Genomic DNA, 15031 nt, shown 5'->3' with positions numbered 1-15031 from the left:
CGGCGCAATCAGTCCTGATTGCTGCCGAAGGCGAGAGACAGCCCTGCGACGAAATGGGTTGCATTCCGTTCTTCGCCAGCAGCCCTCGCCATGTCGGCAGTCTTGCCGAGCAAGCGGCCATGCGCCACGCCAATATAAGGAACGATGCGTTGGTGGCCGGTATAACGCAGGCGCAGCGAGACTTCCGCCTCATTCAGCCCCGCCCATGTATCCTCATCAGGAATAGATTGTGCCGACCAGCCAAGGCCCGCCCGCACATCGACCAGCAAGCGGGGGTTGATCGGTGTTTCGATGAACAATTCGGTTTCGCCGGTCAGGTCGCCGCGATCAGACAGAAAGGCAAAGCTTTCCGATGAGAGAATATCCGAAAAGGCGATTTCCGTGCCGATGACGGCATAATTATTATGGGGCGCACCGCGCCAATCATGGCGCACGCCGCCCAGCAGAGCCACTTTATCGCTGATCTGACGGGCATAGAGCAATTGCGTCTCTACCTCATCGACCCGGCGGCCAATTTCTCCGCCGCCGTCGAATTTCACCACAAGCCGGTGGAGATCGCTGCCATAGGACAAACCGCCTTCCCAGATGAGGCGTTCTTCCTTGTTGTTGATCGCCATTTCCAGCAGTTCAAACCCGCCTTCCCATTTCAGGCCTGCGGGATGGCTATCTTGCAAATGCACCTGCTGCACCGGCCCGGATTCGAGATTGGCCATCTCCATCGCAGACGCCGATTGCGGGGCCAATGCGCAAAGCCCGCCCATGATCATCGCTATCAGCGGGTTTTCGCGGGACATTGGCGTATTCCTCTCATCCTGACTTTCAATAATGTGATCAGTTTTAGCGCCGCCCTTTGGTCATAAAAGACCATTGGGCGGCACATCTATCGTGATTTGTTCTGAAAATTTCGTCGGGGCGGCAGGCTATGCCGTCATTAAAACCGGCGTTAAAACAAGAAGCGCACGCCTGCGACAAAATTGGTGCTGGACCGGCTTTCCCCCTCTGCCAGTGCATAGCGCCCGGTATCACCGAATTTGCGTTCCCAATGCACGCCCACATAAGGCGCAAAGGCAGGCGTGTGGGCATAACGCAGGCGCAGGCCGACTTCTGCATCGCTTAGGCCGCTGCCGATCCCTTGTTCTTCTATATCCTGCGCGGACAAGGTGAACTCGACCCGAGGTTGCAGGATCAGATGATTGGTGATCCGCATATCGTGCGAGAATTCGGCGCGGGCGAGCACATCGCCCTTATCCGACAGGAAGAGCGCGCTTTCCGTTTCAATCCAATAAGGCAGCATCGCATCAATGCCGATAGAGGCATAGCCGCGGTTCGGCTTGGGGCGAATGTCATAGCGAATGCCGATTTCAAGATTGGCATAAGGGGCGACGGCATGGCTCCACAGCGCCTGAACTTCCGCCGATTCCACCGTCCCGTTGATCTTGGCTTCGCCTTCTGTTCGGATCAGGATACGGTCGATATCGCCGCCATACCAGGCCCGACCCATCCACGCGAACGCATCGCCCGCATCGCTGGCCCGATATTCGAACTGTTCAGCCAACACCATATGCGAAATTGTCTCGCTTGTGCTTTTGAACAAGGCCGCGCGCGCCGCGGCCATGGCGGGCTGGCCATGGATGGCATCGGCGGCCCAATCCGTTGGGGCTTTGGGCGCGGGCATGTGGCCGATCATCATGTCGGGCTTCATCTGGCCGTGGTGCATGGCGCCGTGGTCCATTGTTTTATGGTCCATTTGGCCATGGTCCATCGCCCCGTGATCCATCGCCATGCCCTCATGGTCCATCTCATCTGCCACGGGTTGAGATGCGTCTGGCGCAGACGCCACGGGCGTCGCGGCATCATGTTGATGCTCTTGTGCCTGTACGGGCAGCGTGATGGCGGTTTGGGCGATGGCCAGCGCGGCCATGCTGGTCAGCAGAGACAGCTTCATGCTGGTGCTCCTTCTTCATGGCGGACTTTGACGATGCGAAACATGCCCATGTCCATATGGAACATCATATGGCAGTGCATCGCCCAGTCACCGAGCGCATCTGCGGTGAGATCGATGGCGATCTTGCCGCCGGGGAGCACGTTCACCGTGTGCTTTAACGGTTGTTTAGCGCGGTCTTGCCCATTGACCAGTTCAAAGAAATGGCCGTGAATATGGATCGGATGCGGCATCATCGTGTCGTTGATCAGGTTGATCCGCACGCGCTCCATATGGCGGAATGCCAAAGGCTCGGTACGCTCGCTCAACCGTTCGCCATCCAGCGACCACATATAGCGTTCCATATTGGCCGTCAGATGAAGATCGATGCTGCGGCTGGGCGCGGGCGTATCGGGATGGGGGGTGAGCGACTTGAGATCGCTATATCGCAAGACGCGATGATCGACATTTTCCAGCCCGGTGGGCCGGTCGCCCACGCGATCGGCGGGCATGGGGGAAATGGTCGCGACCGCCGGGCTCATTTTCACGCCCGGCGCATTGGCAGGATCGCGCATCTTCATCGACCCATGATCCGCGCTGGTGTCCGGCTGGCTCAGGTCCAGCACGGCGGGCATTTGATGGTCCATGCCCATGTCTTTCATGCCCAATAACGGACGCTCGCGCAGCTTCGGCACGGCACCGACCATGCCGCTGGCCGGGGCTAATGTCGCGCGGACCAGACCCGAACGGTCGATAGCCTCGCCAATGATGCCAAAGGCCTGTGCGTCGGTCGGTTCGACGATCACATCATAGGTTTCGGCGACGGCGATCTGGAATTCGTCGACTTCCACCGGCTCGACATGCTGGCCGTCCACCTGCACGATTTTCATCGACAGGCCGGGAATGCGGAAGTTGAAATTGGTCATCGCCGATGCGTTGATGATCCGCAGCCGGACTTTTTCACCCGGCTTGAATAGCCCGGTCCAGTTTTCCTCCAGCCCATGACCATTGATGAGATAGCGATAAACCGATCCGGTCACGTCCGAAATATCGGTAGGGTCCATCCGCATCGCGGCCCATTCCAGCCGGTCCTTCAACGGTTGATCCTTGCCCGCCAGCAGGCCGCCGACAGTCTGTTTCTGGCCGTTGAAATAGCCGCCCGATTGTTTCAGTCGGGTCATTAATTGATGCGGATGGGTAAAGCTCCAATCCGATAGCATCAACACATGTTCGCGATCATACACGACCGGATCTTCGCCCGCAGGATCGATGATGATCGGGCCGAAATGCCCCATCGCTTCCTGCATGCCGGAATGGCTGTGATACCAATAGGTCCCCGCATGTACGATGGGGAAATCATAGGTAAAGGTCTCGCCCGGCTTGATCCCCGGAAAGCTCAGGCCCGGTACGCCATCGAATTGAAATGGCACCAACAGGCCGTGCCAATGGATCGAGGTGTCTTCATCCAATGTATTGGCGACGGACAGGCGGACGCGCTGACCCTCTTTCAGCCGGATCAACGGGCCGGGCAGGGTGCCGTTCACGGTAATGGCATGGCCACTTTTCCCGCCCGTGGTGAATTCGGAATGACCGACGGTCAGCGCAATATCCTCGCCGGTTAAAGTGCCGAGGGTGGGCGCGATGCCTTTGGATACGGCCTGCGCCCATGCCGGGAACATGCTGCCCAATGTCGCCACGCCCGCAAGGCCAGCGGCGGCGCGGATCAATTCGCGTCGATCTAATATCATCTTGTTCATGCCGGATCGGTTTCCCTGTGTCAGACCATTCATGAACATATACGCGAGGGCGCGTTTAATCCCTCAACAATCCCAGCAACATATTCCGCGCGCGATAAAGGCGCATTTCAACGGCTTTGCCGGTGATCCCCAAAGTCTGCGCCACCTCGTTTTGCGAAAATTCTTCGATGGTTCGCAAAATCAGCACCTCTTTCAGCTTGGGCGGCAATTGGGTGATGGCGGCGATCAATTTTTCCTGTTCGTGGCTGTGCGTGAGCTGCTCTTCCGGCGTGGCGGCAAGATCGGCGATTTCAAAAGCCTCTTCAATCGGCGTGGCGAAGGTGAAGAAACGGCGCACCGCCCGCCGCCTTGCCCAATCCCGGCATTTATTGATCGCAATGCGCGAGATCCAGACCCGAAAAGGGCGTTCGGCATCATAACGATCCAGCGCGGCAAAGGCGGCGATAAACGCCTCTTGCGTGATGTCGACGGCCTCATCAGGATCGCCGGTCTGGGTCAGGACAAGGCGGTACACGCCACTGCGATGCCGTTCCATCAGGCAGGCGAACGCCGATTGCTCCCCGCCAAGGGCGCGGCGGGCGAGTTCGCCATCCGTCAACGCTGGCAGGGCTGGCGTCACCGTTCGGGGGCGGTCAGAGCTGATGTAATGGCGTCTTCAAAGCGCTTGGCCTGATCCGGGCGCAGTTCGTTGCGCATAGCAAAGACATGGCGCAATGTTTCTTTCTGGAGTTCCCCCATCGCATGATGCGAACGGTCGATGGCCGCGCTGACCTTGGGGCCATAGCCATGTTCTGCGCGGATTGCGGCGGCGAGCAGGGCATTATCCTGCCGCATCTCATGTTCAAGCGCCGCGCGCCGCGCATTATAATGCAGTTCCAGTGCGTGAATGCGTTGTTCTTGTGCCGGGTCGAGGTTGAGTTCCTCATGCATCAAATGATGCAGTTCGTTCACCTGTGGAGGTTGGGGCATGAAATGACGGCCAAGGCCGACCCCGGCCAGCGCCGCGAGAAACGCGACAGCAGCGATGCCCGCATAATGACGGCCCTTCAGCATCTCATTGTCCCAATAATTGCGAGGGGGCCAAGGTGGATGTACCGAAAATATCGCTGTGCGGCACGGCGGCGCGGACATTTTCGCCGGGCAGGACGCTGCTCGCCACGCCGATCACCAAGGCGAGGCTGGCCGACATCAACATTTGCCGCCGCGCGATGCGGCCATCGCGCCGGACACCGGCAGCATAGATCACCCCATCGCCGATGCGGTTGATCCGGGGATGGATCGGCAGCCCTTGCAGGCCGCGCAATTGTTCGTCTAGCTCATTCATGGGCTGTTATCTCCTCATGTCGTTATACGCATAACGAGGCGGCTTCACTCGCATCATTTCATTGCCCTGATGGCATGTCCAGATGATCGGGCGGGCAGGCGGTCGAAAAAATGTGCGAGAAAGATGCTGGTCAGATGAGGGATAAGCCCACGCCTGCCGTATTCCATGCAAGTGCCTATTTCTTTCACGTGCATTTGAGAAGGATATATCTATGCGTCGTCATTTCCTGCTGTCCGCCTTGCCACTTATCGCTGCGCTGGCTGTTTCCGCCCCGGCAATGGCGCATCCCAAATTGGTGTCGTCCACACCTGCGGCCAATAGCAATGTGTCCAAGCTTAAGGAAATCAGCCTGACGTTCTCCGAAAAGCTGGTGCCGCAATTCAGCAGCTTTGAACTGGTGATGACCGGCATGCCGGGGATGGCAGGCCATGAACCGATGCCGATCAAGGGCTTCACCACCGCCGTGAAGGGCGATGGCAAGACCTTGGCAGCCAGCCTGCCGCGTGCCTTGCCTGCGGGCAGCTATGAACTGAACTGGCATGCGGTGGCGGCGGATACGCACCGGATTCAGGGCAAATTCAACTTCAATGTGAAATAAGTCATGGAAAATGGATGCCTGATCGCGGCGCGGCTTGGTCTGTATCTGAGCCTTGGCCTGCTTGCCGGTCTGCCGCTCTATCGCGCGTTTATTGTCCGCGGTCTGGCACCATTTTCACGTCCGTTATTTTCCGTACTGATCCTGACGGCGCTTGGATTTACGGGCTTTGGCCTGTTGGCCAGCGCATCGGCCATGGCAGGCACACCGATCACCCAGCCGGACTGGTCTGCGGTGCAGATGATGCTGCATGAGACCGATATGGGGTTGGCGATCAAGGTCCGGATCGCCGCATTATTGCTGTTATTGGTCCTGCCCGCGCGGCCTTGGCTGTTGCTCTTGCCCGCGATGGTCGCGCTGGCGACGCTTGCGTGGAATGGCCATGCGGCGGCGACCGAAGGCCCTTGGGGGCAGGCGCATCTGGTGGCGGATATGCTCCACATGCTGGCGGCGGCGGCATGGCTCGGCGCATTGGCGAGCTTTTTACTGGCGGCGTTACGCGGGCGTGACACTTTGAAACTGGCCGCTGACCTCGCCCATTTTGCGCGGGCAGGGTCGGTCATCGTTGCGTTACTCTTGCTCACCGGCGCGGTGAATGTGGTGATGATCGTCGGGGTCGCAGGATTGCCTGCATTGCTCTCCGCCAATTATGGCTGGATATTGGGGGCGAAGCTGTTGCTATTTGCGGGGATGCTCGGTTTGGCCGGGGCCAATCGCTGGCTGTTGACACCGAAATTGGAACGCGAAACCCCCGGCGCGCGCACCCATTTGCGCCTGTCGCTGATGGTCGAAACCACCTTGTGGATCGGAGTCATCGCCTTGGTGGCATATCTTGGCACGCTTGATCCGCAAGCCTGACTTCGGAAAATTATAAATATTCAAGTAAATAATGGTGCACCCGACTGGATTCGAACCAGTGGCCCCCAGATTAGGAATCTGATGCTCTATCCTGCTGAGCTACGGGTGCACGCAGGCGACCGTTAGCGGGAAATCGGTCCAGCGGTCAATCGGTCCAGTGGTCAATTATCCATGCCGGGCGGGCGGACAGGAAAGGGCAAGGGCATGACGCCGATGCCCTCTTCAATCAGGTCGCGGGCCTCATCAAGACTGGTCTGACCGTGGATCGGTGCTTGATCGATATCGCCTTCATGCATGGCGCGGGCCTGATCGGCGAAATCCTTGCCGACCCAAGTCGATGATTTCAGCGCCTCTGCCTGTGCGGTGGCGAGCGCGTTCAACATTGACTTGACCGCCTGTGGGTCGAGGGCTGTCATCGGAACGGAGGGCGCATCACCTCCACCGCCACCGGGATTGGCGGTTTCAGCCATTTGGTGTTGCGGGTTGTGTTCACGGCTTTGATTGCCCTTGGGACCGATTGCCGGGGCCATGACCGCCTTTTCAATCACCGTGTCGCCGCAGATCGGGCAGGATAACAGGCCGCGTTGTTGTTGCGATTCATAATCGGCGGATGAGCCGAACCACGCTTCAAATACATGGCCGCCATGTTGGCAGCGCAGATCGAAGACGATCATTTGGTCACCTGTGCTGTGGGAATAGGGCGACGATGGGCGATCACCGGAATGCGAGCGCGAATATCGTCGATCCGATCGAGTGGCAAATCGACAATGCCAAGCCCTTGCTCCTCCCCGAGCGAGAGCAATATCTCCCCCCAAGGATCGATCACGCAGCTATGGCCATAGGTTTCGCGACCATCTTCATGCAGGCCGGTCTGGGCCGTGGCGATGACGAAGCACGCATTTTCAATGGCGCGGGCGCGTAGCAGCGTTTCCCAATGCGCCAGGCCCGTAGGGACAGTAAAGGCGGCGGGGATCGACAGGATATTTGCCCCGGCGGCGCTTAATGCCTGATAGAGCGCGGGGAAGCGGACATCATAGCAGATCGACAGGCCGATGCCGCCCCAAGGCGTGTCGCCGACGATTGAGGTGTTGCCCGCTGCATAGGCATTGGATTCGCGCCAGCTTTCACCACTGGCGAGATCGACATCGAACAGGTGCATTTTATCGTAACGCGCGCGGATTGCGCCGGTGTCGTCGATCAGGAACGAGCGATTGGCATATTTGCCGTTTTCTCCTTCATGCCGCACCGCGAGTGAGCCGATCAATACCCAGAGATGATATTTGGCAGCCGCCGCGCGGATACGGCGCAGCACCTCATCATCGCCCTCTGCCACGATATGGCTGGCGGCGCGGGTGCGGTCGCGGTCGATGAGGTTGCTCATTTCCGGGGTGCAGAACAATGTCGCCCCGGCCTCAGCAGCCCGCGCCATCGCGTCTTCAATCGCTAAGGCATTGGCAGCCGGATCGATCCCGGCGGACATTTGCAGCAAGGCGGCGCGGAGCATGTTCATGCCCGATCCCTCATATCGGCGATCAGTTGACGAGCAGCGGATCAAGCCCGCCCGCACGATCAAGCGCGACCAGATCGTCGCACCCGCCAATATGGCGGTCATTGATAAAGATCTGCGGCATGGTCATGCGCCCACCCGAGCGTTCGACCATTTCCGCTTTTTTCGGGCCACCCATGGTCACATCATATTCCACCATCTCGACGCCCTTGCTTTGCAGCAACTCAATCGCGCGCACACAATAAGGGCAATAGAATTTGGTGTAGATTTCAACCTTGGTCATGGAGGCTCCGCTATTCAATCCTAACTTCCCAACTGTGGTTGAACCCCGCATCTGTCAAGTCGGCAGGTGGTCAATTCCCTGTATCTTCGCACACCCGCGCCCAGCAAATGACATCGACCCGGTTTGCCCCCGCTTTTTTCAGGGCCAGGGCGCAGGCCTGTGCGGTCGAACCAGTGGTGAATACATCGTCGATCAGGATGATGTTGCGACCCTGCACATCGCCCGCGACCCTGAATGCGCCGGTGACGGCCTTGTGTCGCTGCTGCCGGTTGAGATGGCCAAGTGAGGGGGTCTGTCTGATCCGGCGCAATGCCATGCGATCATGGCGCAGGCCGGACAAGCGGGCGAGATGATCCGCCACCAGCGCAGATTGGTTGAACCCGCGTCGCCATAACCGCCAGCGATGGAGTGGCACGGGGATCAGCATGGCGGGTTTGTCGCTGGAACTGATCGGGACAAGCCGGGCCATCAGCCGCGATATGGTGCGGGCATGGGCAATCTGGCGGCCATATTTCAACTGCAAGGCGACAGCGCGGGCGATGTCGCCATAAGCCATCACTGCTCGGACACTGTCAAATGCGGGGGGCGAGGCAAGGCAGGGGGCGCAATAATAGGTCTGATCCGCGACAAGGGCATTGTCGGGCAGGGGGCGCCCGCATTGGCCGCAGCCCGCGCCGGTCAGAAATCGCGCCTGTCCCCAGCAATCGGCGCACAGGCTGCCGGCATCGGCGACTATCGCGCCACAGGCGATACAGCGCGGCGGTAAAGCGAAGTCCAGCAATATGCCGGCCAGTGACGATAATGTGAGACGCAACATACGCATCGGCTGATCTTGCGGGATTGCACCTGCCTGCACAAGCGCTATGGCAACATCATCATGACTGCCGAACTTGAAATCTATGATCGCGACCTGCTGCGTCGTCATCGCGACCGGGCAGCGCAACTGCCTGCGGATGCGCGGTTCTTGCTGCGACAGGTCGAGGAAGATGTGATCGAGCGCATCGCCTTTGTCCAACGGTCATTCCAGCGCGCTTTGGTGATCGGCGCGGCAGATTCGATGCTGCCAAGCTGGCTGGCGGCGCAAGGGATCTTGGTTGAATGCTGCGATTCCAGCGAGGTCTTCGCGCAAAGGGCAGGGATAAGCTGCGTGGAGCCGGATCGGTTATTCGATCTGGCCGGGGGCTATGATCTGGTGATCGCGCCCGGTGGGCTGGATCTGGTCAATGATCTGCCCGGCATGTTGGTGCAATGTCGGCGGCTGATGGCGCATGATGCGATGTTGATCGGCGCGATGGCGGGGGCGGGGTCGTTGCCGCTGCTGCGCGAGGCATTGCAACAGGCACAAGACGCGGAAGGCCGGGCGGCATCGCCGAGGCTGCATCCGCAAATCGACGTGCGGGCGGCGGGCGATCTATTGTCGCGTGCGGGCTTTGTCCAGCCGGTGGCCGATTCCTTTGGGGTGGAATTGCGGTATCGCGATGCGGCGGATTTATTGGCGGATATTCGTGCGCATGGCGGCGGCAATGCGCTGATCCGGCGTGACCTGCGGCCTTTTGGCAAGCGGGGCTATCGCGCCTTGGCAGCGGCTTTGGATGCCCATGCGGCCCCTGACGGACGGTTTAGCGAGCGGGTCGAACTGCTCACCATCACCGCATGGACACCCGCCAAACCAGCCTAAAGTAACGCGTCGAGCAGGCCAATCAACGGACGATCGGCAGGCGGCATGTCAATCGAGAACATCTGCGCGGGCGTGACCCATTGCATCGCGGTCGCGTCCAGCGGCTTTGGATCGCCCTGCCATTTGCGCAGGACAAAGAGCAGCAACAATAAATGTCGGTCGCCCAATGGCTCGCTCGCGAAACAGGCGGGCGCAAGGCAGCTGTGATCGACAATGATGTCAAGTTCTTCGGCAAGCTCGCGCAAGATGGCGGCTTCCGGTGTTTCGCCATTTTCCACCTTGCCGCCGGGAAACTCCCATAATCCGCCCATCTGTTTATGCGCGGGCCGTTGTTGCAGCAACACGCGGCCGGATGTGTCGACCAATGCGGCGGCAACTACGAGCAGCAAAGGTTGCTGCGGTATTAATTCTCTCATCATAGCAAAGTCTTAACCTGTGGGTGGCAATGAGGGGGCGGGACATAGGGAATACGAACATGCTGATACGGTGGCTAGGCCGCGTTGTACATGCGCTACGCGATATGCGGGGTGGTACGGCGATTGAATATGGTCTGATCTTGTCATTGATGGTGCTCGTGATGCTGTCGGCATTGAGCGACTTTGCCAAGTCGTCGGTCAAAATGTGGACGAATGTCGCGGATCAGGTGAATAAAGCCGGCTGATCCGCCAATAAATCTGGTGGACTAAAAATCTGCCGGATGAAATTAGAGGTGAGTTAAATGTTTTTACACTTATCGCTGCTAATTTCAAAATAATCCAAACCCTTAAGCAAGGTGCGGAGTTGGGAACTACTGAAGCTTGGAACCTAGGAGTAGCGTTATGTATTTTATTCGTAAAATGGTTAAGAACACCAAGGGCGCGACCGCTATTGAATATGGCCTGATCGCTGCCCTGATCGCCGTTGCCGCCATCACCGCCATGCAGGGTCTGGGCAATAGCATGAAGAAGACCTTCGCCAACGTTTCGACCAACCTGAATACCGCCGGCTAAGCCAAGATCTGGCTCACATGTAAATGCCGTGAAAAAGAGAGGGGTCGGTGCTGGATGTTCCGGCCCCTTTTCCAAATGTGGTCAGGGCTGATGCATCGGGAATTTGGGAGTAGGTAAATGTTGCATTTCTTGCATTTGTTGCGGGAGACGAAAGGCGCAACTGCCATTGAATATGGCTTGATATCGGCGCTTATTGCAGTCTCCGCTATCACTGCCATGCAGGGCATGGGCAATAGCATGAAAAAGACTTTAGGTAATGTCACTACGAATTTGAAAGTCGGCTGAATTACAGCTAGGTATTTGACATTATTACGATATAATAAAGGGCCGGCATGGGATGTGCCGGCCCTTTTTCATTCGGTCTCGTTTAGCCCTGTTATTTGCGATAGACGATCAGCTTCAGCTTTTGACCCGGTGTTAATTTGGCATTGCTGTCGAGCGCGTTGAGCGTGAGAAACCGTTCGAGCTTGTAATCCGCATAGGCCATGCGACCCGACAAAGTGGCCGGGGTGTCGCCCGCCTTCACTGTCACAATATCCACTTCGCGCGGTTTGATGGCGGCGGCTTCGGCATCGGTGATCCGGCTAAGGCTGTTGACCAAGGGGCCGAGTGGACCAATGCCCTGACCAGCCGGGGCGATAGTCAGGAAATGATAGGCGGCCTGTCCAAAATCAAAGGCCGTGACGACCACATCGACCTGACCGGATGAGGTGTTCGCCCGTGCGCTTGCCTGTGCGGCGTTGATGCCGTTGATTTTGCTATTGGTGATTTCGCCATATTGGATTGGTGTGTTGCCGCCGACCGCCTTGAACACGGCATCAATATGACCGGCAAGGCCATTGGCGGGCATTTTTCCGGCGGAAAACTGTGCTTTTCCGCCTGTGCCGCTGATGGTGACGGCATCGCTGCCGTTGATGATGTTATAGCCTGTGGGCGCGGTGAATTTCAGTTTCAGGACCGGGTGGATGAACTGTTGTCCAACGACCAGCCCTTCCTTCGGGTCGTCATCATACAACATGCCATCGAGCATCGAAATGAACACATCGCGGTTCCGCAGGCCCTGACCAGTGGGAATGCCGGTGGTGGCGGCCTGTTTGCGCGCGCGGATGACACGATCGGCACTGTTCGGGTGGGTGCTGGTCCATGTCGGTATGTCGCGGGTCTGGCCCGTCACCTTGCCGTCCAATGCGGTCTGCGCGCCAAGGGCGGCCAGCATGTCGGATGCGGCCAGCGGATCATAGCCGCCCCGCGCCAGATAGGCGACGCCGAGATCATCAGCCTGATATTCCTGCTTGCGCGAATAGCCGAGGGTATAAAGCTGGGTGCCATAGCCTGCCAATTGACCAAGCGTGCTATTGCCGGTGAGAATGCCGACGCCCGCCGAGAGAATCTGGCCGATGGTGGAGGTCGTGTTGCGCTTGGCCGAATGGCGGGCCGCGACGTGGCCGACCTCATGGCCCATGACGGAGGCCAGTTCTGCCTCGTCATTCATCAGCGCGAGCAATTGCCGCGTGATGTAGACATAGCCGCCGGGAATCGCGAACGCGTTGTTCACCGGCGAATTGAGCAAGGTAATCGTGAAATCGCCCTCGGCATTGGACAGGCCCGATTGGACCGAGATTTTCTTGCCCACCCGCGTGACATAATCGGCCTGTGGCCCCGTATAAGGCCCGCCATATTCCGCGAGCAGATCCGGATGATATTTCGCGCCCTGCGCCTTTTCAGATGCAGAAATCGAGCGCGGGGCCTTGGCAGGGGCGGCGTTCGCATCGCCTTGGGGGGCATAGCACGCGCCAGTGGCAAGGGCGATGGCGGTACATGCGATCAGGCCGTTGCGCATCATGTCTTGGGTCTCCTCATTCGGATGTATTTCTTTGATAAAAGGGGAACCATGAATGGCGGCTGACGGTCAAGCCAATGTGCGTGGATTTTTGCGCAGCGCGTTGCCACGGATGGTCGCCTATATTGCTCTCCCCCTGCCGGATATTGGGGGGCGAGAGCGACAGCGCCGCGCCGCCCAAAGTGTCAAGCGCGGGCCGGTCCCAACGCAGCCAGCGCGGCATACAGGCGGCGGGTAGCCGACGTGGCGCAATAATGATGTCCAATTGCTGGCAATATCGCCGCATATCATCCCATGGCAGCAGCACATCCGACCGGATAAAGCCGATGGTCCACGCCCGCCCATCGCGACGCAGTCGGGCGGTGCATATATCGCGGGAGCAATCGACGTCGTTACGATCTTGCAGGTCCACGAGGCCTTGGGTCAGAGTGTCGGCATGTACACCTGCACCCTCGGCCAATGTTGTGCGAACATAGTCCCCGGCACGGTTACGTAATAACGCCGTCGCGCCATCATCAAGCCGCAGCAACACATGCCGCCCATCGCGCGTCACCAGCAAATCGGGGGCAGGGGCCATGGCTGTCAACGCCACGCCCGCCGATATGGGCAATAGGCCCGCCCAACGCCAACGGGTCTGCCACAACAACAGCCACAGCCCGCCGCCGATCATCAGGGTAAAGGCCGAGCGCCCCATCGATGGCAACATCAGTGCGGCGCCGGGTAGATTGGCGACCTTGTGCGCGAGAGCAAGCAGGCCCGAAATGCTCTGTTCCACCCCCCACCAAAAAGGCGCGCCAAGGCCGAACGTGTCGAGCAACAGCGCCGCCGCCTCCAATGGCATCACGATGAAGGTGGTGAGGGGAATGGCGACGATATTGGCGAGCGCGCCATAAAGTCCCGCTCGGTGAAAATGATAGAGCACGATCGGCATCAATATAATCTCGACCGCAAGGCCGGTGAGGATCAGCGCTATCACATGGCGGGCCAATCTGGCGAAAAGCGGCTCCTCCCGCCCGGCCAGCAATGCCTTGATCTTGGGATGTTCATGCAAGGCGACAATCGCGATGATGGCGGCAAAGCTCATTTGAAAACTGGGGCCGATCAGGGATTCCGGCCATAAGGGCAGCACGAGCAACGCGCCGGTTGCGACCAACCGCATACTGAGCGCGCGCCGCCCGAGCGCCATGCCGGTGAGGATTAGTAATGCCGCAATGCAGGAGCGCACCGCCGGCACCTCTGCGCCTGTCAACAAGGTATAACCGATGGCGGCCAAGGTGGCGATCCCTGCCCCGATGATCGGAATGGGCAGGCGGAGCGCGATCCGCTGGCTCAATGCCATAAGGGAAGTGGTGAGCAGCACGGTCGCGCCGACCACTGCGCTGATGTGTAGGCCGCTGACGGACAAAAGATGCGCAAGGCCGCTCTGGCGCATGGCATCGGCATCGCTTTCGGGGATTTGTCCTGCGCTGCCCGTCGCGAGCGCAATGGCGACGCCGCCTGCGGCTGGGCTGAGTTTGCTTGTGATATGGGTGGCGATGCGGGCGCGCAGGGGGGCGAGTGCCTGTGCAAATGGCGGGGAGCGGGGGGGCTGGATCAGGCGTGGTGGATCGAGCATCGTCCCGGTTGCGCCCAATCCTTGAAACCATGCGACCCGTTGAAAGCCATAACCGCCGGGCAAAGAGGCGGGCGCAGGCGGCACCAGCCGCGCCCTGACCCGCAACACACCGCCGATACTATCCGGGGGTGGCGCAAAAGCGTGGTTCAATCTCAGCTTTTCGGGCAGGTCGGAGCGATGCAACGGGGCGAGCAGATAGCGCCATTTCTCATTTGAAGCACGATATTCGAGGGCAATCACGCGGGCATCGAACAGGGTGACCAACGGGCGGGCGAGGACGCGGGCGGCGACATGTTCCGCCCGATACCAGACCAGCACGAGGCCAAGGCTGGCCGCGATCCCGGCAATGATCAGGGCGCGTCCGAATAATCGGCTGTGTCCGATGGAAATGCCCAGCCCGCACATCGCCGCAAAGAGGTAGAGCAACGCATACCAATCGGTGCGGTTGGGCAGGATGAACCAGCCCATGATGCCGATCCCCATAAAGACCGGCAACCACAAGGGCAGTTGATGGCGCTCGGCGGCAAGTTGGGCCTCAAGCGTGTCGATGATGTTGCCGATCACGCGGGCGAGAAAGTGGGAAATGCGATTGCACGCGTTGAACAGTTCCATCGTAATGAAAAATGGTTTAGGTGCGCGCTGTTCTGTTTCAAACATCCCATGA

General features: G+C 59.1%; 19 protein-coding genes and 1 tRNA gene. 6 read left to right on the top strand and 14 right to left on the bottom strand.

The features are described from left to right. Positions 1 to 8: 8 nt before the first annotated feature. From K6117_RS02355 to K6117_RS02330, 6 genes are all read right to left on the bottom strand, one after another. The gene (locus K6117_RS02355; RefSeq protein ID WP_221792144.1) at positions 9 to 794 is read right to left on the bottom strand and encodes a copper resistance protein B; all 786 of its coding nucleotides are present in this window, start codon (positions 792 to 794) and stop codon (positions 9 to 11) included. A gap of 149 nt (positions 795 to 943) precedes the next feature. Then, complete coding sequence (locus tag K6117_RS02350) at positions 944 to 1945, bottom strand: copper resistance protein B (protein ID WP_246604765.1); 1002 nt, start codon at positions 1943 to 1945, stop codon at positions 944 to 946. Then, positions 1942 to 3678, bottom strand: a complete 1737-nt coding sequence (locus K6117_RS02345; protein ID WP_281422087.1) for a copper resistance system multicopper oxidase — start codon at positions 3676 to 3678, stop codon at positions 1942 to 1944. Before K6117_RS02345 ends, K6117_RS02350 begins: the two co-directional genes overlap by 4 nt. Positions 3679 to 3733: 55 nt before the next feature. Beyond that, a complete protein-coding gene (locus K6117_RS02340; RefSeq protein WP_343211728.1) occupies positions 3734 to 4297 on the bottom strand; it encodes an RNA polymerase sigma factor in 564 nt (187 codons plus the stop codon). After that, the gene (locus K6117_RS02335) at positions 4294 to 4731 is read right to left on the bottom strand and encodes a periplasmic heavy metal sensor (RefSeq protein WP_221792143.1); all 438 of its coding nucleotides are present in this window, start codon (positions 4729 to 4731) and stop codon (positions 4294 to 4296) included. Before K6117_RS02335 ends, K6117_RS02340 begins: the two co-directional genes overlap by 4 nt. Before the next feature lies 1 nt (position 4732). Next, positions 4733 to 5002 (bottom strand): hypothetical protein, encoded by a 270-nt coding sequence (locus K6117_RS02330; protein ID WP_221792142.1) that lies wholly within the window; start codon positions 5000 to 5002, stop codon positions 4733 to 4735. 211 nt (positions 5003 to 5213) lie between these two features. Between K6117_RS02330 and copC the strand changes: the two genes are divergently transcribed. Beyond that, positions 5214 to 5600 carry a copper homeostasis periplasmic binding protein CopC gene (copC, locus tag K6117_RS02325; RefSeq protein ID WP_221792141.1) on the top strand — a complete coding sequence of 129 codons (387 nt, stop codon included), beginning with the start codon at positions 5214 to 5216 and terminating at the stop codon, positions 5598 to 5600. 3 nt (positions 5601 to 5603) lie between these two features. Continuing rightward, on the top strand, positions 5604 to 6455 hold the full coding sequence (copD, locus tag K6117_RS02320) for a copper homeostasis membrane protein CopD (protein WP_221792140.1): 852 nt from the start codon (positions 5604 to 5606) through the stop codon (positions 6453 to 6455). Positions 6456 to 6487: 32 nt separating this feature from the next. Here the strand turns inward: copD and K6117_RS02315 are convergent. From K6117_RS02315 to K6117_RS02295, 5 genes are all read right to left on the bottom strand, one after another. Beyond that, a tRNA-Arg gene (locus tag K6117_RS02315) sits at positions 6488 to 6564 on the bottom strand. Between the two features lie 52 nt (positions 6565 to 6616). Beyond that, a complete protein-coding gene (locus tag K6117_RS02310; RefSeq protein WP_221792139.1) occupies positions 6617 to 7129 on the bottom strand; it encodes a DUF1178 family protein in 513 nt (170 codons plus the stop codon). Further along, positions 7126 to 7965, bottom strand: coding sequence for a carbon-nitrogen hydrolase family protein (locus K6117_RS02305; protein ID WP_221792138.1), 840 nt, complete (start codon positions 7963 to 7965; stop codon positions 7126 to 7128). The genes K6117_RS02310 and K6117_RS02305 overlap by 4 nt, the downstream gene beginning before the upstream one ends. Before the next feature lie 22 nt (positions 7966 to 7987). Then, positions 7988 to 8245: a glutaredoxin 3 gene (grxC, locus tag K6117_RS02300; protein ID WP_221792137.1), complete on the bottom strand. Its 258-nt coding sequence runs from the start codon at positions 8243 to 8245 to the stop codon at positions 7988 to 7990. A gap of 70 nt (positions 8246 to 8315) precedes the next feature. Then, the gene (locus tag K6117_RS02295; RefSeq protein ID WP_343211727.1) at positions 8316 to 9101 is read right to left on the bottom strand and encodes a ComF family protein; all 786 of its coding nucleotides are present in this window, start codon (positions 9099 to 9101) and stop codon (positions 8316 to 8318) included. 21 nt (positions 9102 to 9122) lie between these two features. Between K6117_RS02295 and K6117_RS02290 the strand changes: the two genes are divergently transcribed. Then, positions 9123 to 9923 (top strand): class I SAM-dependent methyltransferase, encoded by an 801-nt coding sequence (locus tag K6117_RS02290; protein ID WP_221792136.1) that lies wholly within the window; start codon positions 9123 to 9125, stop codon positions 9921 to 9923. Here the strand turns inward: K6117_RS02290 and K6117_RS02285 are convergent. Beyond that, positions 9920 to 10342 (bottom strand): (deoxy)nucleoside triphosphate pyrophosphohydrolase, encoded by a 423-nt coding sequence (locus tag K6117_RS02285; protein ID WP_221792135.1) that lies wholly within the window; start codon positions 10340 to 10342, stop codon positions 9920 to 9922. The genes K6117_RS02290 and K6117_RS02285 overlap by 4 nt on opposite strands. 56 nt (positions 10343 to 10398) lie before the next feature. Between K6117_RS02285 and K6117_RS02280 the strand changes: the two genes are divergently transcribed. From K6117_RS02280 to K6117_RS02270, 3 genes are all read left to right on the top strand, one after another. After that, a complete protein-coding gene (locus K6117_RS02280) occupies positions 10399 to 10584 on the top strand; it encodes a Flp family type IVb pilin (RefSeq protein WP_221792134.1) in 186 nt (61 codons plus the stop codon). A 157-nt stretch (positions 10585 to 10741) separates the two neighbouring features. Next, positions 10742 to 10912 carry a Flp family type IVb pilin gene (locus tag K6117_RS02275; RefSeq protein WP_221792133.1) on the top strand — a complete coding sequence of 57 codons (171 nt, stop codon included), beginning with the start codon at positions 10742 to 10744 and terminating at the stop codon, positions 10910 to 10912. Positions 10913 to 11029: 117 nt separating this feature from the next. Continuing rightward, positions 11030 to 11197 (top strand): Flp family type IVb pilin, encoded by a 168-nt coding sequence (locus tag K6117_RS02270; protein WP_221792132.1) that lies wholly within the window; start codon positions 11030 to 11032, stop codon positions 11195 to 11197. Between the two features lie 91 nt (positions 11198 to 11288). Here the strand turns inward: K6117_RS02270 and K6117_RS02265 are convergent, their stop codons facing one another. Together K6117_RS02265 and K6117_RS02260 are read right to left on the bottom strand one after the other, a co-directional pair. Then, a complete protein-coding gene (locus tag K6117_RS02265; RefSeq protein ID WP_246604764.1) occupies positions 11289 to 12755 on the bottom strand; it encodes a M48 family metalloprotease in 1467 nt (488 codons plus the stop codon). A gap of 13 nt (positions 12756 to 12768) precedes the next feature. Further along, on the bottom strand, positions 12769 to 15024 hold the full coding sequence (locus K6117_RS02260; RefSeq protein ID WP_221792131.1) for a ComEC/Rec2 family competence protein: 2256 nt from the start codon (positions 15022 to 15024) through the stop codon (positions 12769 to 12771). Positions 15025 to 15031: the final 7 nt, after the last annotated feature.

Origin of the sequence: Alteraquisediminimonas sediminicola, assembly GCF_019740335.1 — a bacterium.
GTDB lineage: Bacteria > Pseudomonadota > Alphaproteobacteria > Sphingomonadales > Sphingomonadaceae > Alteraquisediminimonas > Alteraquisediminimonas sediminicola.
Note: the sequence above shows the minus strand (reverse complement) of the source record. Positions and strands in the feature narration are given on the sequence as shown.